This is a genomic window from Ruminococcus sp. CAG:330, from assembly GCF_000437175.1.
Classification (GTDB): Bacteria; Bacillota; Clostridia; order Oscillospirales; family Ruminococcaceae; genus Ruminococcus_C.
On record NZ_FR898082.1, the window covers coordinates 17,867 to 39,505 of the forward strand.

A 21,639-nucleotide genomic window follows, 5' to 3' on the forward strand; every position below is an offset into this window, starting at 1 on the left:
GCGTGGAAAGGAAGCAACAACTATGGCTTATGTAATTGGCGTGGACTGCGGTACCAGTGGTACCAAAACCGTATTATTCCGGGAGGACGGCACTGTCATGGCAAGTGCCACTGTGGAATATCCCATGTATCAGCCGAAAAACGGCTATGCAGAACAAGATCCGGCAGACTGGAAAAATGCCATGATCCAGACCATTCAGGCAGTGGTCGCAAAGAGCGGTGCTGCGAAAGAGGAAATCAAAGGCATCGGCATCTCCGGACAGATGCACGGTCTGGTCATGCTGGACAAGGACAATCAGGTGCTGCGGAACTCCATCATCTGGTGCGACCAGCGGACAGCTGCGGAAGTGGACGAGATGAACCGCACGGCCGGTCAGGAGAAACTCATGGAAATCACCGCAAATCCGGCACTGACCGGATGGACAGCTGCAAAGATTCTGTGGGTCCGGAACAACGAGCCGGAGGTCTACGAGAAGTGCCGTCACATTCTGCTGCCGAAGGACTATCTGCGTTTGATTCTCACCGGCGAGTATGCCACCGAGGTTTCTGATGCCTCCGGCATGCAGCTGCTGGATGTGGCGCACCGCTGCTGGTCTGATGAGCTGCTGCACCTGCTGCAAATCGATAAGAGCCTGCTGGGCAAGGTGTACGAATCCTGCGAAGTCACCGGAACGCTGACCCGTGACATGGCGGAAACGCTGGGACTGTGCGAGGGAACGGTTGTTGTCGGCGGTGCCGGCGATAATGCAGCTGCTGCCGTGGGAACCGGTGTCGTCAGGGACGGCAAGGCATTCACCACCATCGGCACCTCCGGCGTGGTCTTTGCACACACTTCTGCCATGGCAATGGACAGCAAGGGCAGAGTCCACACCTGCTGTGCAGCTGTCCCCAACAGCTGGCACGTCATGGGCGTGACACAAGGTGCCGGTCTTTCGCTGAAGTGGTTCCGGGACAATTTCTGTGCTGCGGAAAAGCAGACCGCTGCACTGATGGATGTGGACACCTACTACCTCATGGACAAGGAAGCTGCACAGGTGCCGGTCGGCGCAAACCGCCTGCTGTATCTGCCGTACCTCATGGGAGAGCGCACACCGCACCTCGATCCCAACGCCCGTGGCGTATTCTTCGGACTGTCCGCAATGCACACCAAGCGGGACATGCTCCGTGCTGTACTGGAGGGCGTGACCTACTCTCTGCGGGACTGCGTCGAAGTGTTCCGTGAGATGGGCATCTCCGTAGACGACATGATGGCTTGCGGCGGCGGCGGAACTTCTCCCCTGTGGCGGAGCATGCTGGCAGACCTGTACAATTGTCCGGTCAAGACTGTTGCCTCCAAGGAAGGTCCGTCGCTGGGCGTGGCAATTCTGGCTTCGGTTGGCGCAGGCATCTACAGCAGCGTGCCGGAGGCATGCGATGCCATTGTCAAGACCGACAAGACACAGAATCCGCAGGCGGAAAATGTGCCGTTGTACGAGTCCTACTACCAGCTGTACCGGAACATCTATCCGGCGCTGAAAGAACAGTTTGCCACACTGGCCGGCTTGCAGTAACACCAATCACCCCCCAAAAAAAACAAAGCGGCAGCGCTCCCGGCAGCGTTGCCGCTTTTGGAAAGGAGTCTGTGAATTTGATTGCTATCTGGATCCATTCCGCCCTCCTGCTGCTTCTGTTTCTCCTCATCTTTCTGTTATTTTTGCGGAAGCCCCTGCAAAGCCAGCGGCGTTTTGAGAAAGTCTTGCTGAGCATTCTCATCGTGTTGTTCTCGCTTCTCGGTGCCAGACATACGCCAAATCTGGAGAATCTCGTGCTTCGGTACGCTTCGCCGGAGTCGGCGTTTCAATATCTGGGACGTGGCGATTACATCGAAAGCATTTCCGGCGAAAATGAGGTCGTGGCGATTTCCTCTGGAAACAGCAATTCGATGCTACGCCTGTCCGTATCCGGTGATCGTTACCGTGCAGATGCGCTCCCCGTACAGACCTCATCTGCCACTTTCGAGAATTACGAAAGGGGTTCTATCGTCAGTGTCACTCTGATACCATCTCAAAAAGCGGGTGCCTATTACGTAGTGATCCGCCTGTTCTCAAAAACACCGGTCGCAGTTTCCGATGCCTATGGCAGCGACTTTAGCGTTTTTCCCTCTGTCAAGTCGCCATCCATTCAATATTATACCGCATATCTTCCCTCCTTGCAGGAGCCGTATCTATTTACCGTAGGCGAATCGCCCTATCTCATCAGCCCCCGCAAGAGCAGCTTCGAGAAATTCCGGGAGTTCTTCACGCATCATCATATCAAATCCCAACAATTATAGGAGGTACTGCATATGGAAAAACTAATCTCCGTTGCCACCATGCGTGACAGCGATGCCGCCGAAATTGCCAGCGGCACAGAGAGTAAAACACTGATGTATCGTGCCGGGCTGGGGCTGTTCCGCAGCTGCGACTGGCACGGCAACATTGACATCGTCGCCGGAAGCGGCAACAACGCCGGCGATGGCTACGTACTGGCGCTGCTGCTGCACCGGCACAGCATCCCCTGCCGTATCGTCTGCACCAGCGAAAAATTTTCACCGGACGGCGCATACTTTTTCCAGCACTGTCAGGCAGAGGGGATTCCTATCGTCACAGAAGCTGACTTCCAGCAGTCAGATATCATTGTGGACTGCCTGCTGGGCACCGGATTCCACGGGGAGCTGCGTCCCGCCATGCGGAATCTTGTGGAGCAGATCAACGCATCTCCGGCATATGTGCTCAGCGTGGACATCAACAGCGGTATGAACGGCGACAGCGGAGAGGGAGTTTGCGTCCGCTCCGACTGCACCGTTTCCATCGGCACGCTCAAATACGGGCACATTCTGGGACTGCTCGCCGGAAAGATCGGTTTGCTCCGCAACTACGACATCGGCATTCCCTGCCGTGGCGCATTCTTACCGCTGTTCTCTGAGGATACCGCTGTATGCGATTTTTCACCGCCAGATTCTTTTGCTGATCTAATGGATGCAGCCGGCGTTCCGGCTGGCAGTCCGGCACACCGGCTCCAGCTGGCAGCAGAAATGAAAAAAGCCTGCATCCGTTTTGGAAAAATCACGGACACAGGTTCTTATCAGACGCTATAGCGACTTACACTTCCAGCAGTTCCTCCAGCAGCTTCGCAGCAGTTTCCACAAACCGCACGCAGGGACGCACTTTATAGTACGCTTCTGTGCGTGGCTGAGGATCCTGCTTGAGTTTTCCCGGCAGACTTTTCAGCAATTCCCGACAGACCAGCGTCCCGTGCTCCTGCTGAAACTGCTCTGCCAGTGTGCGAATTCTGGCGTAATGCGCTTTCTTTCCGTCGTAATCTGCCGGATTGTCATAGCCTTTCAGCATGCCGGCAACGAGAAACATTCCGGTAACTGCACCGCAGGTTTCCCGCAGTCCGCCCATCCCCCCGCCAAACGAGGAGGAGAGGCGAACAGCATCCTCCAGCGACAGACCCATTTCCTCATGAAATGCGCCCACAACAGACTGCGCACAATTATAGCCCTGACAAAACAGCGCATGTGCTTTTTCCACATGATTCATAACTTTCCACATTCCTTTCCGGTGCTGCTGCACCGTATCACTTCCCATGAAAAAACGTTGGCACATTTCTGTGCCAACGTTTTTAGTATATCACGAAGCAAGTAAATTGTCAATTTTTCGCAGCGGAATCTGTTTCAGAAGCAACCGGCGCATCCTTCTGCGCCAGTGCCTCATATGCCTGCGCATAGAAATACTCCTGCGAATTGACCAGCGGTTCGCTTGCCGGTTCTCTGGTATAGGTGCCGTCCGGCTGCTGTACCCGTGCCTTGACATTGTCCGTCATCATCACATCGAACATATCCAGAATGCGCTGCTTGATGCCATTGTCATAAATCGGCGCTGCAACCTCTACCCGACGGCGGGTGTTGCGGGTCATCCAGTCCGCAGAAGCAATGTACACCTTACAGTCTTTGTGTGCGCCGAAAATATAGATTCTGGTGTGTTCCAGAAAGCGTCCCACAATACTGCGAATCGAAACGTTCTCCGTCTCTCCGGGAACACCTGCGATCAGGCAGCTGATACCGCGAATGATCATCTCGATCTTTACGCCGGCTTTGGATGCCTCGATCAGTTTTTCGATCAGATATTTGTCCGTCAGCGAGTTGATCTTGATGCCAATATACGCCGGCTGTCCCATCTTTGCCAGCGCCGTCTGCTCGTCGATCATCTCCGCCAGCTTGTTTTGCAGACACTTCGGCGCAACCAGCAGGTGCTCCATGTGCTCCACTGTCTGTCCCAGACAGAGGGCGTTGAACACACGGCTTGCCTCCAGACCGATGTTATGGTTGGCAGTCATCAGCGAATAGTCTGTGTAGATGGCAGACGTCTTTTCGTTATAGTTGCCCGTTCCCACCTGTGTGATATAGGAGATCTCACTGCCGATCTTCTTGGTAATCAGGCAGAGCTTGCTGTGCACCTTCAGATCGTCCAGACCATAGATGATCCGGCATCCGGCATCCTCCAGACGGCGAGACCACTCGATGTTATTTTCCTCGTCAAAGCGTGCCCGCAGTTCCACCAGCACAACGACATCCTTGCCGTTTTCTGCGGCATCGATGAGCGCCTCCACGATCTTGCTGTTGGACGCCACACGATACAGAGTCATCTTAATGGAAACGACATCCGGATCATGGCCAGCCTCATTCAGCAGTGTCAGGAACGGGCGGATGCTCTCATAGGGGAATGTCAGGAAGCGGTCCTGCTCCTCCACCTGCTCCATCACACGCTTAGACGGATCCCGCCAAGCCGGTTCCTGCGGTACCCGGCGGTTATAGAACAGGCATTTGTTATGGCGCAGCATATCCCGTACCACAGACAGTACAGAGAGGTTCAGCGGTGCCTCGGAATAGAACACCTGCTCCTCGGAAAGGTTGAGGTAACCGCAGAGCGTCTGAATCACCTTGGTGTCCATCAGACGGGAGAATTCCATCTTGATCGGGCAGAGCTTCCGCCGTTCCCGAATCAGCTGCTCCATTGCCTCACGGTAGTCCTCTTCCTCCTCTGTGCGCTCGTCCGGCTCAATGTCAGCGTTCCGAATGATGCGAATGAGGGACTTGCTCTTGATGGTATGGCGGGAGAAGATCTCCGGCGCAAAGTGGAGAATCAGTTCCTCGGACAGAATGAACCGGTTCTTTCCCGTGGGCAGAGAGACGATCTTCGGAAATACGCCGCTGCTGCACGGCACGATTCCCAGCTTTTCCGTGCCCTTTTTCTCCAAGACAACCACGGCATAGATATATTTGTTTTGCAGGAACGGAAACGGCTGCTTCTTTCCGATGATCTGCGGCGAGAGCAGCGGTTCAATTTCCGACTTGAAATATGCCTCCAGCCATGCAGCCTCTTCGGTGGTAATGGTGTGGAAATCTACAATATCCACGCCCTGCATGCTCAGTTCTGCCCGCAAGTCCTCGTAGGTGTCGTCCTTGTCCCGCAGCAGCTCCCGCACACGTGCGTAAATTGCGGTCAGCTGCTCCTTACAGGTCATATTGGTCTTGTTCTCCCGAAAGTTGGGATTTTCGCACATCTGGTCGTGAAGCGAACCGCAGCGCACCATGAAAAATTCGTCCAGATTGCTCTGGAAAATAGACAGAAACGAAAGCCGCTCGCAAAGCGGATTCTTCTCATCCTTTGCCTCCTCCAGAACACGCTGGTTGAATTTCAGCCAAGATAGTTCACGATTGTCGTAGCATTTTGTTGCCATAGGAAAGTACCTCCAAATTTTTTTGTTGTCTCTTAATGCGCTATCTATGTTCCGCTGTTTGCGAATCTTGAAAATCAATCGATTATATTCCTATTCTATTATAAAAGAAATACGAAAATTTAGACAGCGCAATGTTGTAAAAGATATGTTATTTTTCTGTAAACTCAAAAATCTTGAATATTTCACTGGAATTTAACATCCCGTTTGAAACTATCGGCTTGTATAACCCGCCGAAAATGCAGTATAATAAGAAAAAATACCGTATTGCCATAGGAGTTTTGCCACATGAAATATGCAGTCATCGATCTGGGATCGAATACCATTCGTCTGGTGGTTTACGAGGAAACGAACGCCGAGTTTCACGCCCTGTTTACACAAAAGTTCACTGCCGGGCTCGCCGCCTACCTTCAGGACGGCATGATGACGCCGGAGGGAATCCGGCTGATCTGTACCACCTTACAGCGCTGCAAGATGCTGCTGAAAGAGTTTACCCCTTGCACCACGCTGGCGTTTTCCACCGCACCGCTGCGGAACATCCGCAACACGCAGGAGGCAATCGACCAGATTTATGCGGAAACCGGATATTCTGTGGATGTTCTCACCGGTCTGGAGGAGGCGTATCTGGACTATTACGGCGTGCAGCGGGAGCTTCCCGTGGAGAGCGGACTGCTGTTCGACATCGGCGGAGGAAGCACAGAAATTCTCACCTTTGCCCACGATGGAACCGGCGTCATTGAAAGCGTCCCCATTGGATCGCTGAATCTCTCCAAGAAGCACATCGCCAAGCTCTTCCCCGACAAAAAGGAGCGGGATGCCATTCGGCTACAAGTGCAGAAATCGCTGAAAAGGCACAAGCTAAACCATCTTCCGCCCTACGAAACCCTCTGCGGTATCGGCGGAACTGCACGAACGGTATTACAGCTGCTCCAAGCCATGAAGGTGATCTTGCCGGCACAGCGCACCTTCACTGCAGAGCAGTTTCGGAAGCTGAAAAAATTTCTGTGGAAAAAAGACAGCGCTGCGATGGAGCTTCTCACGCAGTACTGTCCCGACCGGCTGCACACCATCTTTTCCGGCATTTTGATTCTGGAAACCCTGATCCTCCAGAGCCGGTGCACGACAGTCTATGTCTGCAAATACGGCGTGCGGGAGGGCTATCTCCGGCGCTATCTGATGCAGCAGAAAAAGAGTGCCCCCACCGTGAATCCGGACTGCGCTTAAATCGTAAAAACCAAAGACACGTATGACGCTGCGCCATACGTGTCTTTTTCATTGAATCGATTGCCTGAAAACTTCCATTATTCCGGCAGAGCATTGATGAGGTGCACCAGAAAACGCAGCAGACTCATGGAATCATCGCCGCCGATACCACTGCCTGCACAGCAGTCCGCATTCTTTTTCTGCTGGTCATTCAGCTCGACCACGCCAGCCACTGCCTTGTTCAGCAGAACGGCATCCGACAGATCTACTTCGCTGTCCAGGTTGACATCGCCGTAGAGCACAGTTGCATCCACAGTTCCTGTGGCGCTTGCCTCGGTGACGGTCGTGGTGCTGGTGACTGGTGCAGTTTCCGTGGTATTCTCTGCGGTTGTGGTCACTACCGGTTCTGTGGTTTCCGCCGGCTTCTTGCCGTCCGGTTCTTCACCCCAGACCAGTTCGCCGTTGGCATAGGCCGGAATCTTCTTGGTGATAGCTGCGGCATCGTTGTCATCCTCAAAACTGATGAGATCGCCGTAGCTATAGTCGTTGGAGGAATCCCATGTGGTGTCGTAGGTTTCCGGATTCATCTTGTTCAGCAGACCGAACTGATAAACACGGCTGCCGTAGAAGTTGCAATTTTTCCACGCAATTTCCACATAATACGTGCCGTTGTCGTCGTACTTGATCGGCTCGGAGATGGTGGCGGAAGTCTTGTTGTTGGTCATGGCGCTTTCCGCATCGTAGTCCACACGAGTTTCCACCATAGAGATATCCTCTCCGATTGCCGTCAGCTCATCGATGTTGAAATAGTACCGGACACGGAGATCATCGCAGAACTGCGGCGGATTGATGGTGCGGTTGTGCACCACGATCTTGACCTGCAATCCGGCATCGTTCTCCTGCGCCTTTCCGGCAGTGACATAGAAGCCCGTGGGCGTATCCTCTGCCACTTCATATCCTGCCTTGGCGTTGGCAGACATATCAAAGTCCGGAATGACTGCATTCTTGTCGGCGAGTTCCTTGCCCTCTGCCCCATAGAACTGGTAGAGTCCGGCGAGGTCGCCGCAGAAACCGGCGTTATAGTCGTCCGTGACTTCATTGTAAATGTAGTCGCTGGTGACATCGTTGTGATAATCCTTCAGATCCGGTCCGCCGACCAATGCACCCCAGAGGGTGTGCGTCTGCGGATCAGGTTCATCCATGCTCTGAGTTGACGAACAGGAAGCGGCTCTGTGGTGGGGATGGGTGGCATAGCTGTTTTCATAGCCCACTTCGAAGGAATAGCCCATGGGGTTATCGCCCAGAATGTATTCCATCTGATCCTTCGCCCACTCCGCAAATGTCAGATCGCCTGTTTCCTTGGCGTAGACCATGGCGCAAAGTCCGGCTGCCGTATTGTATCGTGCGCTGCCGTAGTCAGAAACCACCGCAAAGCCGGCGGGAGATTTCGCAATCCATGCGCCGTCGGCTTCCGGCAGATCTTTAATCTCGCTGGCGGTGATCTTGGAGTTCCACAGCTGGTCGTCCATGCCGAAATACTTGTGCTTGGTCACAGGAACGTTAAAGTCTGCGTTGGCAGCATCTGCCTCATTCATACCCGACCAGAATTCCAGATTCCAGCGGAAGATGTACCAGTCACGGGAGATGTTGGTCACCGGTGCCAGCTTCGCAAAGACACCGCCCCAGACGGTATCCCAGCAGTGCACCCAGATGTTCTGCCAGCAGTTTCCGGTATCAGAAATGATACGCTTCAGATAGCCGGTGTAGGGATGTGCGCCCATTTCGCCGGTGACAGACTCATCCACGCTGATGATATCGTCGATATAATCATAGTTCTCGGTGCAGTAATAGAGCCAGACGGCTGCCCATGCCAGTTCATCATAGTCATAGCTGGAGGTATAGAAACCGCCGTCGTAGCCAAGGCTGTCCACCACCAGCGTGGTATCTCCGGTTTCGTGGTGCGTCTTGACGGAAAATTCATAGAGCGCCAGCGCATAATCCAGACACTTCTGCGCATACTCCGGATCGGTGTCTTTAAAGTTCAGATAGTTGACCGCCAGCGATGCTGCTGCACCTGCGGTCTGGTCGGATGCCGGCGTTTCTGTGGTGGCGAAGTATGCCGGACGCTTGACAGCACAGGAAGAGGTTGCCACATAAGTGTCATCCACCTGCAATTCCGGCGCACACCAATAGTTGTGGTCGTTGTTTCCCTCACCCACCTGATAGCAATATGCCACTACGTTGCCGTTATCGTCCAGGAAAGTGGCTTTCAGGAAATAGTCGTTGATCCAGCGCAGCTCGTCCTCCACGTGCTTTTGCAGTCCCATCTGCACATAGGAGTCCCGAAATTCGTAATAGCCCCAGCCTACAGTGGAGGCAGAATAGCTGCCCGGCAGACCGAATTTGACGTGGTCTCCGGCATCGTGCCAGCCGCCGGTCAGATCGACGCAGCCATCGCCGTCCGGATCCAGATACTGCCGATTGGCATCAATAAATTCCTGACTCATATTCGTGCCGACGTAGAGTCCCTCGGCAGCGCTGGCACCACCATCGCCTTTTCCGCTGTCCTCGTTGGCTTTTCCGCCGCCCAGACTTTGCATGGGCACCAGCGGGATCATGCCATCTTTCACGTGGCAGTTTCCCCGCCAAGAATAATAGCCGTCATCTGCCACCTCGTCGCCGCATTTATTGGCATCGTAAAAGCAGAGCGCTAGCTGGAGCGCCTCGGCAAAGTTGTCGTAATTGTTCGGATTCTCCTTGTCGACCACTGCCGCATCCGCCGGCAGTCCCGCAGCAGTGACAAGCATCACACCGCTGAGCAGTCCGGCAAACACCCGCCGGAATCGTTTTGAAATCATCTGAATTCATCCTCCCTCATGGTTTGGAGCCACTGCACTGCTCTGTACAGCTGACTCCTATGATTCTTCTTTCTTATCGTATACCCGGTCAAAAATCAGCTGGTACCCGTTGCATCCATCTTTAATGACACGATTGACACGGCTGATGGTCGCAGTACTCGCCCCCGTTTTCTCCACAATATCATGAAATACATGTCCTTCATGCAGCAATTTCGCCACCTGTAGCCGCTGCGAAATTGCGTTCAATTCCTGATACGTGCACAGATCCTTAAAAAAAGCATGACACTCCTCTGGCGTTTTCAGTGCCAGGATCGCCTCAAATAACGCTGCCATATCTGCATCCTGCCGTTCTCTTTTCATGCCGTTTCCCGCATCCTTTCCTGTACAGCCGGAACCGCTCCAGCCTTTTTTGATTTTGAACCTGTTTTCTCCGAAATACATGCTGTCACATGGTATTGTGTCCTTCAAAGAAACACTTTCAAATAATATCATTGTATCATATTCTGTTCAAATTGTAAATAGTACTTTGCAGTTTTTCGGATATTTCAGCAAAATGTCCAGAAACGCCACGTTTTTTTGGTCAGGCAGACAAAAAAGGAACTGCCCCTGCAGCAGGTGGTACCCGATACCGCAAAGGCAGTTTCCCAATTTAGGAAAGTATTTTAGGAATTTGCAAAAAGGTTCAGGAAGATGGAATCAGTCCTGAAGTGCATCGTAGCCTGTTTCACCGGTACGAATCTTCACAACATCCTCTACATCGTAGACGAAGATCTTGCCATCGCCGATCTTGCCGGTATACAGCACCTTCTTCACTGCGTCCACGATTTTCTGCGGCGGGATCTTTGCCACAACGGCTTCGACCTTGACCTTCTTGAGGAGCTTGGTTCCCTCGGTCTTAACGCCACGATAATAGGACTCGTTGCCCTTCTGCGAGCCATAGCCCATGACATGAGTTACGGTGACACCGTTCACGCCCATAGAGGACAGGGTTGCCTGCAATGCATCCAGTCTGTCCGGATTGCACATCACAACCAGCTTGGTCATCTTTGCCTTTGCGCCGTTTGCCGGCTTCATGATCAGCTCCGACTCCGGAATGGTGACACCAGTAGCAGCTGCGTCCGCAGCATCCGATGCCATTGAAACCGTAGACGGCATAAAGTCTGCATAAGCGGAGGGCAGGTTGTGCTCGGTTGCGTCCAGACCAAGAACTTCTTCCTCGGCAGAAACACGCAGACCGATGGTCTTCTTGATGATAAAGAATGTGAGTGCGATGGTGACAGAAGTCCATGCCAGAATGCAGACAACACCCAGCGCCTGTACGCCCAGAACGGTGAAGCCGCCGCCATAGAACAGACCGTCATAAACATCGTTTGCCGGAACGGAAGTGGTTGCAAACAGACCAACTGCCAGTGTGCCCCACAGACCATTCATAAAGTGTACAGCTACTGCGCCCACCGGATCGTCTACGTGCAGCACGTGATCCAGGAACCATACGCCGAAGCATACCAGCAGACCGGAAATAATACCGATGATGGCAGAACCGAAGGCATCGACCACATCGCATCCGGCGGTGATGGCAACCAGACCGGCCAGAGAAGCATTCAGACACATGGACACATCCGGCTTGCCATACTTGATCCAAGTGAAGATCATGCAGGAAACAGTTGCCAGTGCCGGTGCGATGGTGGTGGTCAGGAAGATGGTGCCCAGCTGCGGAACAGAAGTTGCAGCAGCGCCGTTGAATCCGTACCAGCCGAACCACAGGATGAAGACACCCAGTGCGCCGATGGTCAGGGAGTGACCCGGAATTGCGTTTACCTTTACCTTGCCGTCCTTGGTCTTGGTGAATTTACCAATACGGGGACCAAGGATTGCTGCGCCGATCAGTGCGGAAACACCGCCGACCATGTGGATGACACCGGAACCTGCGAAATCGTGGAACGGTGTGGAAAGCTGCGACAGCCAGCCGCCGCCCCATACCCAGTGGGTTTCTACCGGATAGATCACAGCGGAAATCACTGCGGAATAGATACAGTAGGAAATGAACTTGGTACGCTCTGCCATGGCACCGGAAACAATTGTCGCTGCCGTCGCACAGAATACCAGATTGAAGACGAAGCTCGACCAGTCAAAGTTTGCATAGTCCGAGAAAATGTCAAATCCCGGCTTGCCGATGATACCGGCAAGGTCTTCGCCGCACAGGATTCCAAAGCCAATTAAGATGAACACCACTGTACCAAGACAGAAGTCCATCAGATTTTTCATAATGATGTTACCGGCGTTCTTTGCTCTGGTAAATCCAGCCTCCACCATTGCAAAACCGCACTGCATAAAGAATACCAGTGCCGCACCGACCAGATACCAAATGCCATATACATTGCCGTTAATCAAATCCAGAACGGAATTTTGATCCATAAGAATGCACCTCTCCATGTTGTTATTTTTTCTGGCGGCAGCGGTACCAGTTCTGTCGCCGAGAAATAAAAAAACAGCAAGGGCATTGAGCTTGTGAACTCAGCGCCTTTGCTGTTCTTGTCACTTAGTATACCAGCTTTTTCGGCAATTGTCAAGAAAAAAATCGCCGAAACCCAGTACTTCTTGAAAAAACAATTATTTTTGCAGGATTCTTTATTTCAAAAAATCAAATCCGCTTTTTCTTTTCTTTTTCAATCAAATTCAATCAAAAAAGCGGTGCGTCCGCCTCACTTGCTTTCTTTTCCGCCGAAAGAATCCGTCAGAATCTGTGCCGTTTTCTTCAGGTAATCCACATCCGCCTGTGCCAGTGCGCCGGCATCGCATGCCTTTGCCACATTGGGATCCAGCGGAACACGCTCCAGAACCGGCACGTTGGTACTGTCTACAGCATCATCCGAGCCAAACAGCGGAATTTCTCTGCCGCAGTCCGGACACTTCAGAAACCGCATATTCTCTACCATGCCCAGAACCGGAATGTCCATCTTCTGTGCCATCTGCACTGCCTTCTGCACGATCATGGAAACCAGCGACTGCGGGGTGGAAACGATGATGATACCATCCAGCGGCAGGCTCTGGAACACGGTCAGCGGAACATCGCCCGTCCCCGGAGGCATGTCCACGAACATGAAGTCCACGTCGCCCCACTTAACATCCTCCCAGAACTGCTTGACTACGCCGGAGATCACAGGGCCACGCCAAAAGACCGGATCAGTCTCATTTTCCAGCAGCAGGTTCAGGGACATGACCTTGGTTCCCTCTGCGGTCACGAACGGCAGCAGGTTGTCGTCCTCGGTCTGCGCATGCTGGTGAATGCCGAAGATCTTCGGGATGGACGGGCCGGTGATATCGGCGTCCAGCACAGCTGCACGGTAGCCCAGACGCTGGGTCTGAATGGCGAGCAGGCTGGTAACCAGCGACTTTCCGACGCCGCCCTTTCCGCCGACCACGCCGATGACACTGCGAACACCCTTTGTATTGTTGATGACACGTTCATTCTGTTCCTTCTCCTGACATCCGCTGCTGGTGGAACAGGAACTGCACTGATGATTACAATCAGACATGATGAAAAAACTCCTTCCAGTTGCAGAGCGCCATGCCAGACGGCGCTCTGTTCGTTCTCCCAGACGACACAGTGCTTTTCCTGTATGCCGGGTATCCCTATTATACCACAAATTCCCCGAAAGTGCAAGTCACTCAGAAAAATGTGAGCGCCCTATTTCGCCGGAATATCTCACATGTCCCACCGCATACACTATTCCGAGGTGATTCGATGTTTTTACAATTACTCCAACAGGTTTTCTTTTTCTTTCTGCATGTGGCGGAGTCCGGTTCTTTCCGTAAGCCGCTGACCAAACAGGAAGAATCGGACTGCTTCAATGCCATGGCGCAGGGCGACCGCCATGCACGGGAACGTCTGATTCTGCACAACATGCGCCTTGTGGTGCACATCACCAAAAAGTATGGGGTGCTTCCGGCAGAACAGGAGGAACTGATCTCCATTGGTACCATCGGGCTCGTCAAGGCGGTGGATTCCTTTGACAACAGTAAGGGGGCGAGGTTTGCCACCTACGCCAGCCGCTGCATTGAAAACGAGATTCTCATGAACTTCCGTGCCCAGAAAAAGCACGCCGACCAGCTCTATATGGGCGAACCTATCGACACCGACAGCGAGGGCAATCAGCTCACACTCATGGACATTATGGACGACGGCAGCGACCTGCCGGAGATGGTGGACACACTGATCCAGTCCCAGCAGCTATACCAGTATCTGCAAAACTGCCTGACGCCACGGGAAGCCGAGATTCTGGTGCAGCGATACGGGCTGTACGGCAAAGCACCCATGACACAGCGGGAGATCTCCAAGAAAATGGGCATTTCCCGCTCCTACGTCTCCCGCATTGAAAAGCACGCCATTGAAAAGCTCCGTCTAGCATACCAAAGAGAATGAAGACAGCAAAGCCCCGCTGCAAATGCACAGGATTGCAGCGGGGGCTTATCATTTCAAATTATAACTTACTTCTGTTTCATTTCCGCAGAAACCGCCTCGAATTCATCCACGATTTCCTGTTCCGGCGCCTTGGTCAGCAGCGATACCACAACAATGGCAATCAGCGCACACACGAATGCCGGCAGCAGCTCGTAGATGGCGAACACACCGCCCAGCTTGCTGACAGCAAACTTCCAGACGAAAACCATAATGCCGCCGGTGAGCATGCCGGCAAGTGCACCGTATTTATTAGAGCGCTTCCAGAACAGTGCAGTCAAAACCACAGGGCCAAAAGTTGCACCGAATCCAGCCCACGCAAAGGATACCACACGGAAGACAGAGCTGTTGCTGTCCCATGCCAGAATGATACCCAGCACAGCGATAACCAACAGCACGGCGCGTGCTACCATCATGGACTGCTTTTCTGACAGCTTCACATGGAAAACGCCCTTCATCAGGTTCTCCGACACACTGGACGAAGCTGCCAGCAGCTGAGAGTCCGAGGTGGACATGGTGCACGCCAGAATTCCGGCAAAGATCAGACCGGCAATCAGCGCAGCGCCAACGCTGTGCTTGCTGAGCACTGTTGCCATTTCCAGAACAATGGTCTCCGAACGGGAGGAAGTGGCAAGCTCTTCAATGGTGCCGTTGGCAGTCAGCGCATTGCCGATGATGCCGATAAACACAGCAACACCCATGGCGATCACCACCCAGGTTGAGGCGATACGGCGGGAGATCTTAATCTTGTTCTTATCGTCAATCGCCATGAAACGCAGCAGGATGTGAGGCATACCGAAGTAGCCAAGTCCCCACGCCAGCGTTGAAACAATGCTCAGTCCCCCAAAGGAAACCAGTCCCCCGTCCGCAGTTCTCGTGCTGGTGAAGCTGAGATAGTTTTCAATGCCGCGTGCATTTTCCATAACATTCTCCAGACCGCCGGCAGTGTACACGCCGTAGATCACCAGAACCACCAGCGCAGAGGTCATGACGATGCTCTGAATCAGGTCGGTAAAGCTTGCCGCCAGAAATCCGCCCAGACAGGTGTAGGCGATGATGATGACAGCGCTGATGATCATTGCCATGTGGTAATCCCACCCGAAGAGCTGATTGAACAGCTTGCCGCAGGCGGAAAAGCCAGAGGCGGTGTAGGGCACAAAGAAGACCAGAATGACCAGCGCAGCGATGCCCATGAGCACGTGCCTGTTATCCCGATAGCGGTTGGAGAAAAAATCCGGAATGGTAATGGCGTTTCCACAGCGCTGGGAGTACACACGCAGACGCTTGGCAACGATCAGCCAGTTCAGATAAGTACCAATGGCAAGACCGATGACGGTCCAGCCGACCTCGGCGCATCCGCTCAGATACGCCAATCCCGGAAGTCCCATAAGCAGATAACTGCTCATGTCCGACGCCTCTGCACTCATGGCAGAGACGATCGGTCCCAGACGCCGTCCGCCCAGATAGAAATCCCCGACACTGCTGTTTTTCTTGGAGTAGACCGCTCCGATTATGACCATTGCCGCCATATAGACGAGAATGGCAATGAGAATACATACGACTGATTTTGTCACAGACCACAGCTCCTTTTTTCTTTTGACCGTGCACAATTTCGAGCGCTCCCGATTGAAATTGACACAATTATTTTTATTATACCATGTTATTCACAAAAAGTGCAAGCGAAATTGCATGTTTTTATGTGAATATTTTGTAAAAGAACCGAATTTCTCCTTTAAAATTGTATGTTTTCTTTTGGATTCCGTATTTTTTTTGCAATAGTACTTGCCACCCATCAAAAAAAATGATATAATAGAAATGAGATTACATGATATTTCAGCTGTATTCTTTCGAATTGTCCTCTTTGATTTTGTGCAGAATTACAGAAAGGAAAGGAAGAGCCTGTTTGCTGCGTCTGGTTTTGGCAAGCGGGCGTGGACGCAAAACCATGAATTCAAAATCCATCTGGGGAAAAAGACTTCTTTCTCTGGTGAGTGCCGCCTATTGTGCGATAGTCTGCTGGTTTTCTTATCTCGCACTGTTCTATGAAGTTTCTATCCCAAACAAAGCCGCTTTCTGCGGCGTTTTCTCCGCAGTTTCCCTTGCAGCGCTGATTGCGATGCTCTACAGCCGCTTTCAGATCCTGACACGTCTTTCCAGCATTGTCATGCTGCCTGCGGCGCTGCCATTCATTTTGATCTGCTTCGGAAAATGGGAGGTCATCCTGCCCATTGCCGTGACGGCGCTGGTCATCTTCTTTTTGTCCGGTGCCGGAGAGACCACCAAAACCATTTTCGGTGTCATCTATCTCCTGCTCTATGTGCTGGGCTCGCTGGGGTACTTTATGGTGATGTCCTTCTTTGCCTCGCCCGCCAACCAGAGCATTCTGGAATCCGGCACTTCTCCCTCGCAGGTATACCGCTATGAGGTCATTCAGACAGAGGACAGCTCCGGCGGCAACCTTGCCATTCACGTAGAGCCAAACGAGCTGGACATTGACCTGCCGCTGATCTCTTTTGTTGCCGTAGGCTATGACCGCACAGTATATCTGGAACGGCCGCTTCAGGAGAATGTGCAGGCAGTGACATGGACAACCGTATCCCGTGCAGAAATCACGCAGCAGCTGCTCGCCATCTCCGATGATCTGGAACTGGATCTGAACGATACCCAGAAAGCCGTGCTCGGTGTTTCTGCAGACGATACCGTCTATTTGCGGGATCTGTCGGATGCGCAGCTGGAACAGCTGGGCGTACCGGAGGACAACGACGTTCTGACCTATGGCGATGAGGTTTGCTTCCGCTCCTATATTGCAGTGCTGGAAGAGTACTTTGCACCGGAAAAGCGTCAGTTCTCGCTGTTTTAACCCTGCAGAAGAGCCTGCTTCATTCTCAGGTTCTCAATATATTTTTTATTCTATTTTTATAGGAGGCTATCCCAATGAGTGAATTTTTCAAGAGTATCCCCAAAATTGCATATGAAGGCAAACATTCCAAGAATCCGCTGGCATTTAAGTTCTACAATCCGGAAGAAGTCATCGCTGGCAAGACCATGCGGGAACAGCTGAAGTTTGCGCTGTCCTGGTGGCACACTATGGGCGGCGACGGCACCGACATGTTCGGCTGCGGCACGACCGATAAGACCTGGGGCTGCGCAGACGCTTCTGAGCGTGCCAAGGCAAAGGTTTACGCTGCTTTCGAGATCATGGAAAAGCTGAGCATCGACTACTACTGCTTCCACGACAGAGACCTCTCTCCGGAGTACGGCAGTCTGGGCGAAACCAACGAGAAGCTGAAAGAGATCGTAGATCTGTGCAAAAAAATGCAGGACAAGACCGGCAAGAAGCTGCTGTGGGGCACCGCAAAGTGCTTTGATCACCCCCGCTTCATGCACGGCGCAGGCACCTCTCCCAGCGCAGATGTTTTCGCATTTGCAGCAGCACAGATCAAGAATGCCATTGACGCTACTGTCAAGCTGGGCGGTCAGGGCTACGTTTTCTGGGGCGGCCGTGAAGGCTATGAGACACTGCTGAACACCAACATGGGTCTAGAGCTGGACAACATGGCTCGTCTGATGCATCTGGCTGTGGACTATGCAAGAAGCATCGGCTACACTGGCGACTTCTACGTTGAGCCGAAGCCGAAGGAACCCACCAAGCACCAGTACGACTTTGACTCGGCAACCGTCATCGGCTTCCTGAACAAGTACGACCTGGACAAGGATTTCAAGCTGAACATCGAGGCAAACCATGCCACACTGGCACAGCACACCTTCCAGCACGAGCTGCGTGTGGCAAGAACCAATGGCATGTTCGGTTCCATCGATGCCAACCAGGGCGATCCGCTGCTGGGCTGGGATACTGACCAGTTCCCGACCAATGTCTATGACACCACCCTGTGCATGTACGAGGTTCTGAAGGCAGGCGGCTTCACCAACGGCGGTCTGAACTTCGACGCCAAGGCAAGACGTGGCTCCTTCGAGCTGGAGGACATCTTCCACAGCTACATCGCTGGTATGGATGCATTCGCACTGGGTCTGCGCATTGCAGACAAGCTGATTCAGGACGGCAGAATCGACAAGTTCGTAGAAGACCGCTATGCAAGCTGGAACACCGGCATTGGTGCAGAAATCATCGCTGGCAAGGCTTCTATGGAAGATCTGGAAAAGTACGCTGTTGAAAAGGGCGAAGTAACTGCTTCCCTGTCCAGCGGCCGTCAGGAAATGCTGGAAGATATCATGAACGATATCATGTTCAGCCTGTAAGTTTCACACAAGAGCACCCGTTTCGTAAATGAAACCGGTGAACAAACGACAAGAGCGCAGAACCTCAGCATTTTGCTGCGGTTTATGCGCTCTTTTTGGAGGAATCGAACATGACCATTGAAACCGGAAGACCGGCGGATTGCAGCGGCAGACCGGAAAAGGAGTGCGCCGTATACGACCTTCTGGAACGGCTGGACATTCCCTTTACACGGGCAGACCATCCGGCTGCATTTACCATGGAGGAATGTGAGGCTGTTTCACAGGCGCTGCACACGCCGATTTGCAAGAACCTGTTTCTTTGCAACCGGCAGAAAACCGCTTTCTATCTGCTGCTTCTGCCAGCATCCAAGCCCTTTCGCACCAAAGAGATCACAGCACAGCTGGGATGCGCCCGCCTCTCTTTCGCCGGCGAGGAGCAGCTGGCATCGCTGCTGCATCTGACTCCCGGCTCTGCCACCATCTTTGGCTTGCAGTATGACACGGAAAATCGGGTGCAGTTAGTGGTGGATCGTGACCTGCTGGACGAAGCATACTTCGGCTGTCATCCCTGCATCAACACTTCTACCATCCGGCTGAAAACCAGCGATGTCTTTGATCAGCTGACCCATGCGCTGCACCACGATTACACCCTCGTCACCCTGAAAGGAGAATGAAGCTATGGCAAAGGAAAAAATCCTCAAGACCAACGCCATCCGGATGCTGGAAAAGGCAAAAGTTCCCTACACCCACCGTGTCTGGGAGGCTGCCACCGGACAGCACACCGGCGTGGAGCTCGCCACAGCGTTGGGACAGAATCCGGAACAGGTGTTCAAGACACTGGTCACTGTGGCGAAATCCGGAGAGCACTATGTCTTTCTTGTTCCCGTGGCGGAGGAGCTGGACTTGAAAAAAGCGGCAGCTGCCGTTGGCGAGAAAGCGATTTCCATGTGCAAGTCCAAGGAACTGCTGCCGCTGACGGGGTACATTCACGGCGGCTGTTCTCCCATCGGCATGAAAAAGCTGTTCCGCACCACCATTCATGAAACGGCGCAGAATTTTCCCACCATTTTGTGCAGTGCCGGAAAAATCGGACACCAGCTGGAACTGTCTTTGGATAGTCTGCGCCAAGTCGTTCCGTTTCAGCTGGCGGACATCATTGTGGAGAAATAGCGCACCATAAAGGAAAGGACTGAGGATGAAGTATTGCATAACTGCTGCTGAACGGTGCGGTACCTGTTACCACGAATTTCAGCGGGGAAAGTTCGGAAAATTCTTTTGGAACAAGACACAGTTCTGGGAGGAGGACTCTCTTCTGCTCCACGATGATCTAATGCGTTCCTCCGGATTCGGTGCGTTTCTCGGCGCGCAGCTTCCGAATTATGCGCCATTCGGCATCACCTATGTCACGCAAATTCAGTGGCAAAACTTGTTCCTGGCAGCGCAGCAGCAGGGCGGTGCTGTCGCTGAGATTGCCGGTGAAATCGACAGCTGGGCGCAGGAAACGTTCCAGTCCCACACCATGTTCACCATTCTCGGCATGTGACCCATGTGTGCCGCTCCCGCAGCAGCCAGAACACCAGCACATACAGCGGCAGGGCGATGCCCAAAAACAGCACCATGCCCACGGCACGCTCCCGCAGCGCAGGACAGAACAGTTCCGGCAGTGCGGCAACTGCAAATGAAAACACAACGGCAAACAGCGGCTTCCCCAGGAGTTTTCCCGGATGGAACGGCATGTTTGCCGTTTTTGCTGCCATGCGCAGGCGATTGCAGTTCCCGAACACGTTGCTGGTATAGTAGGATGCCACGATACCATAAAACCCAAACAGCGGAATAAAAATCAGCACCACGCAAATGCGGATGACATATTCTGCCAGATAGTTGAGCGAGGAGAAGTTCTGCTTTCCCATGCCCTTGAGCAGCGCCTCCAAAACGATTTCCAGATAGATAAACGGCACGACCGGCGCCAAAATCCGAATCATTTTTCCGGAGAGCGTGCCGCCGTCCATCCAGTATCCCACCCTGCCGCCGAATTTCAGCAGGATTGCGGCAATGAGAATGGCGAAGATCAGCGTCAGCTGAATCACACGCTCGGTCAGATGGCAAACACGGCGCTGATTGCCTGCGGCGTTGGCACGGGCGATCTCCGGAATCAGAATCCCCGACAGTGCGCACAGCATGGTGGATGGAAAGAACAGCACCGGAATCACAACGCCCTCAAAAGTCCCGAACTGCTCCAGTGCACGGCTGGCACTGGAGCCGGACTGCCGGAGGGTGATGGGGATCAGGGTGTCGTTCGCCGTGCTGAGCGCTGCGGTCAGGCATCCGCCCAGCGCCACCGGAAATGCCAGCCTGCCATAACGCCAAAAGGAAAGGCTGCATGTTCCGCCGGATTCTCTGCGCCGGACATACAGCACTGTCAGAAAAATCGCCGTGCAAAATGTTCCGGCTGCCATACTGCAAATCAAATCCCGACAGACCTGCACGGAACTTGCAGCTCCGTGGCGCAGAAGAAATGCCAGAATCCCCACACGCAGCAAAAATTCCAGCACATCGCAGAGCGCCGGCACTGCCACACGGCACACGGCGTTGAAATACCCACGCAGGCACGCACAGTACCCCCACAGCGGCAGCAGCAGTGCCATCATCCGTACCGCATCTGCCAGTGCCGCATCCCGCAAAAACTGCCGGCTGAGTTCCGGCGCAAACCAGTACACCGCCGTGGAAACCGGCACAGCGAGCATCAGGCAAAAACAAAGTCCATGGCGCAGCACCCGTGCCGGACAGCCGCCGGTGCGCCCCAGTTCCTCCGACACAAACCGGCTGGCGCAGAGCATGGCATTTCCGCCGGCAGCCATAGCAGCCAGCTGAAAAAATGAACCGGCGAGCGCCAGAATGCCCACCGTTTCTGCCCCGACACGGCGTGTCATCCACGACTGAAACCACAGTGCCAGACACTCCAGAACAAACTGTACCGCAGTCATCTTTATCGTATCCCGTATCACACTGCGTTTTCGCATGGCAGTGCCTCCTCCCGCATAACCACATCTCTTAGAGCCTGTTTCAGCTTATGCAGTTCTGCTGGAAAATATGGCACAAAAAAATCAGCGGAACCATGTTCCGC

General features: G+C 53.3%; 18 protein-coding genes. 10 read left to right on the forward strand and 8 right to left on the reverse strand.

Features of this window, described 5'->3' with window-relative positions:
• Positions 1–22 precede the first annotated feature (22 nt).
• The 3 genes from xylB to QZL66_RS09310 all read left to right on the forward strand — a co-directional run bounded on the left by xylB (position 23) and on the right by QZL66_RS09310 (position 3,114).
• The gene (gene xylB, locus QZL66_RS09300) at positions 23–1,549 is read left to right on the forward strand and encodes a xylulokinase (RefSeq protein WP_022411442.1); all 1,527 of its coding nucleotides are present in this window, start codon (positions 23–25) and stop codon (positions 1,547–1,549) included.
• A 77-nt stretch (positions 1,550–1,626) separates the two neighbouring features.
• Entirely contained in the window at positions 1,627–2,310 is a 684-nt protein-coding gene (locus tag QZL66_RS09305) for a hypothetical protein (RefSeq protein WP_022411443.1), read from the forward strand.
• 12 nt (positions 2,311–2,322) lie between these two features.
• Complete coding sequence (locus tag QZL66_RS09310; protein WP_022411444.1) at positions 2,323–3,114, forward strand: NAD(P)H-hydrate epimerase; 792 nt, start codon at positions 2,323–2,325, stop codon at positions 3,112–3,114.
• Between the two features lie 4 nt (positions 3,115–3,118).
• Here QZL66_RS09310 and QZL66_RS09315 read toward each other — a convergent pair whose 3' ends face one another.
• Both QZL66_RS09315 and ppk1 read right to left on the reverse strand, forming a co-directional pair.
• Entirely contained in the window at positions 3,119–3,562 is a 444-nt protein-coding gene (locus QZL66_RS09315) for a C-GCAxxG-C-C family protein (RefSeq protein ID WP_022411445.1), read from the reverse strand.
• Positions 3,563–3,671: 109 nt separating this feature from the next.
• The gene (ppk1, locus tag QZL66_RS09320) at positions 3,672–5,762 is read right to left on the reverse strand and encodes a polyphosphate kinase 1 (RefSeq protein ID WP_022411446.1); all 2,091 of its coding nucleotides are present in this window, start codon (positions 5,760–5,762) and stop codon (positions 3,672–3,674) included.
• A 285-nt stretch (positions 5,763–6,047) separates the two neighbouring features.
• On the opposite strand from ppk1, the gene QZL66_RS09325 reads away from it, so the two are divergent.
• Complete coding sequence (locus QZL66_RS09325; RefSeq protein ID WP_022411447.1) at positions 6,048–6,983, forward strand: Ppx/GppA phosphatase family protein; 936 nt, start codon at positions 6,048–6,050, stop codon at positions 6,981–6,983.
• 77 nt (positions 6,984–7,060) lie between these two features.
• Here the strand turns inward: QZL66_RS09325 and QZL66_RS09330 are convergent, their stop codons facing one another.
• From QZL66_RS09330 to QZL66_RS09345, 4 genes are all read right to left on the reverse strand, one after another.
• Complete coding sequence (locus tag QZL66_RS09330; protein ID WP_022411448.1) at positions 7,061–9,820, reverse strand: glycoside hydrolase family 9 protein; 2,760 nt, start codon at positions 9,818–9,820, stop codon at positions 7,061–7,063.
• A gap of 57 nt (positions 9,821–9,877) precedes the next feature.
• Complete coding sequence (locus QZL66_RS09335) at positions 9,878–10,180, reverse strand: YerC/YecD family TrpR-related protein (protein WP_293602176.1); 303 nt, start codon at positions 10,178–10,180, stop codon at positions 9,878–9,880.
• 336 nt (positions 10,181–10,516) lie between these two features.
• Positions 10,517–12,235: an ammonium transporter gene (locus tag QZL66_RS09340; RefSeq protein WP_022411450.1), complete on the reverse strand. Its 1,719-nt coding sequence runs from the start codon at positions 12,233–12,235 to the stop codon at positions 10,517–10,519.
• 287 nt (positions 12,236–12,522) lie between these two features.
• Entirely contained in the window at positions 12,523–13,356 is an 834-nt protein-coding gene (locus QZL66_RS09345; protein WP_022411451.1) for an Mrp/NBP35 family ATP-binding protein, read from the reverse strand.
• Between the two features lie 209 nt (positions 13,357–13,565).
• Here QZL66_RS09345 and sigK point away from each other — a divergent pair, with 209 nt between their 5' ends.
• Complete coding sequence (gene sigK, locus QZL66_RS09350; RefSeq protein ID WP_022411452.1) at positions 13,566–14,243, forward strand: RNA polymerase sporulation sigma factor SigK; 678 nt, start codon at positions 13,566–13,568, stop codon at positions 14,241–14,243.
• A gap of 65 nt (positions 14,244–14,308) precedes the next feature.
• Here sigK and QZL66_RS09355 read toward each other — a convergent pair whose 3' ends face one another.
• On the reverse strand, positions 14,309–15,808 hold the full coding sequence (locus QZL66_RS09355; protein ID WP_336309479.1) for a sodium/proline symporter: 1,500 nt from the start codon (positions 15,806–15,808) through the stop codon (positions 14,309–14,311).
• 416 nt (positions 15,809–16,224) lie between these two features.
• Between QZL66_RS09355 and QZL66_RS09360 the strand changes: the two genes are divergently transcribed.
• From QZL66_RS09360 to QZL66_RS09380, 5 genes are all read left to right on the forward strand, one after another.
• Positions 16,225–17,139 carry a hypothetical protein gene (locus QZL66_RS09360; protein ID WP_293602181.1) on the forward strand — a complete coding sequence of 305 codons (915 nt, stop codon included), beginning with the start codon at positions 16,225–16,227 and terminating at the stop codon, positions 17,137–17,139.
• A gap of 74 nt (positions 17,140–17,213) precedes the next feature.
• Positions 17,214–18,536 (forward strand): xylose isomerase, encoded by a 1,323-nt coding sequence (xylA, locus tag QZL66_RS09365; protein WP_022411455.1) that lies wholly within the window; start codon positions 17,214–17,216, stop codon positions 18,534–18,536.
• 110 nt (positions 18,537–18,646) lie between these two features.
• Positions 18,647–19,189, forward strand: a complete 543-nt coding sequence (locus tag QZL66_RS09370; RefSeq protein WP_022411456.1) for a prolyl-tRNA synthetase associated domain-containing protein — start codon at positions 18,647–18,649, stop codon at positions 19,187–19,189.
• A gap of 4 nt (positions 19,190–19,193) precedes the next feature.
• Positions 19,194–19,685: a Cys-tRNA(Pro) deacylase gene (ybaK, locus tag QZL66_RS09375; RefSeq protein ID WP_022411457.1), complete on the forward strand. Its 492-nt coding sequence runs from the start codon at positions 19,194–19,196 to the stop codon at positions 19,683–19,685.
• A 25-nt stretch (positions 19,686–19,710) separates the two neighbouring features.
• Positions 19,711–20,058 carry a hypothetical protein gene (locus tag QZL66_RS09380; protein WP_022411458.1) on the forward strand — a complete coding sequence of 116 codons (348 nt, stop codon included), beginning with the start codon at positions 19,711–19,713 and terminating at the stop codon, positions 20,056–20,058.
• On the opposite strand, the gene QZL66_RS09385 is transcribed toward QZL66_RS09380, so the two are convergent.
• Complete coding sequence (locus QZL66_RS09385) at positions 20,039–21,535, reverse strand: oligosaccharide flippase family protein (RefSeq protein ID WP_022411459.1); 1,497 nt, start codon at positions 21,533–21,535, stop codon at positions 20,039–20,041. The genes QZL66_RS09380 and QZL66_RS09385 overlap by 20 nt on opposite strands.
• Positions 21,536–21,639: the final 104 nt, after the last annotated feature.

Excerpts from the sequence above, each read along its gene's own strand:
- xylB (WP_022411442.1), top strand. The coding sequence starts at position 23 with ATGGCTTATGTAATTGGCGTGGACTGCGGTACCAGTGGTACCAAAACC.
- QZL66_RS09310 (WP_022411444.1), top strand. The coding sequence starts at position 2,323 with ATGGAAAAACTAATCTCCGTTGCCACCATGCGTGACAGCGATGCCGCC.
- QZL66_RS09315 (WP_022411445.1), bottom strand. The coding sequence starts at position 3,562 with ATGAATCATGTGGAAAAAGCACATGCGCTGTTTTGTCAGGGCTATAAT.
- ppk1 (WP_022411446.1), bottom strand. The coding sequence starts at position 5,762 with ATGGCAACAAAATGCTACGACAATCGTGAACTATCTTGGCTGAAATTC.
- QZL66_RS09325 (WP_022411447.1), top strand. The coding sequence starts at position 6,048 with ATGAAATATGCAGTCATCGATCTGGGATCGAATACCATTCGTCTGGTG.
- QZL66_RS09330 (WP_022411448.1), bottom strand. The coding sequence starts at position 9,820 with ATGATTTCAAAACGATTCCGGCGGGTGTTTGCCGGACTGCTCAGCGGT.
- QZL66_RS09335 (WP_293602176.1), bottom strand. The coding sequence starts at position 10,180 with ATGAAAAGAGAACGGCAGGATGCAGATATGGCAGCGTTATTTGAGGCG.
- QZL66_RS09340 (WP_022411450.1), bottom strand. The coding sequence starts at position 12,235 with ATGGATCAAAATTCCGTTCTGGATTTGATTAACGGCAATGTATATGGC.
- QZL66_RS09345 (WP_022411451.1), bottom strand. The coding sequence starts at position 13,356 with ATGTCTGATTGTAATCATCAGTGCAGTTCCTGTTCCACCAGCAGCGGA.
- sigK (WP_022411452.1), top strand. The coding sequence starts at position 13,566 with ATGTTTTTACAATTACTCCAACAGGTTTTCTTTTTCTTTCTGCATGTG.
- QZL66_RS09355 (WP_336309479.1), bottom strand. The coding sequence starts at position 15,808 with ATGGCGGCAATGGTCATAATCGGAGCGGTCTACTCCAAGAAAAACAGC.
- QZL66_RS09360 (WP_293602181.1), top strand. The coding sequence starts at position 16,225 with ATGAATTCAAAATCCATCTGGGGAAAAAGACTTCTTTCTCTGGTGAGT.
- xylA (WP_022411455.1), top strand. The coding sequence starts at position 17,214 with ATGAGTGAATTTTTCAAGAGTATCCCCAAAATTGCATATGAAGGCAAA.
- QZL66_RS09370 (WP_022411456.1), top strand. The coding sequence starts at position 18,647 with ATGACCATTGAAACCGGAAGACCGGCGGATTGCAGCGGCAGACCGGAA.
- ybaK (WP_022411457.1), top strand. The coding sequence starts at position 19,194 with ATGGCAAAGGAAAAAATCCTCAAGACCAACGCCATCCGGATGCTGGAA.
- QZL66_RS09380 (WP_022411458.1), top strand. The coding sequence starts at position 19,711 with ATGAAGTATTGCATAACTGCTGCTGAACGGTGCGGTACCTGTTACCAC.
- QZL66_RS09385 (WP_022411459.1), bottom strand. The coding sequence starts at position 21,535 with ATGCGAAAACGCAGTGTGATACGGGATACGATAAAGATGACTGCGGTA.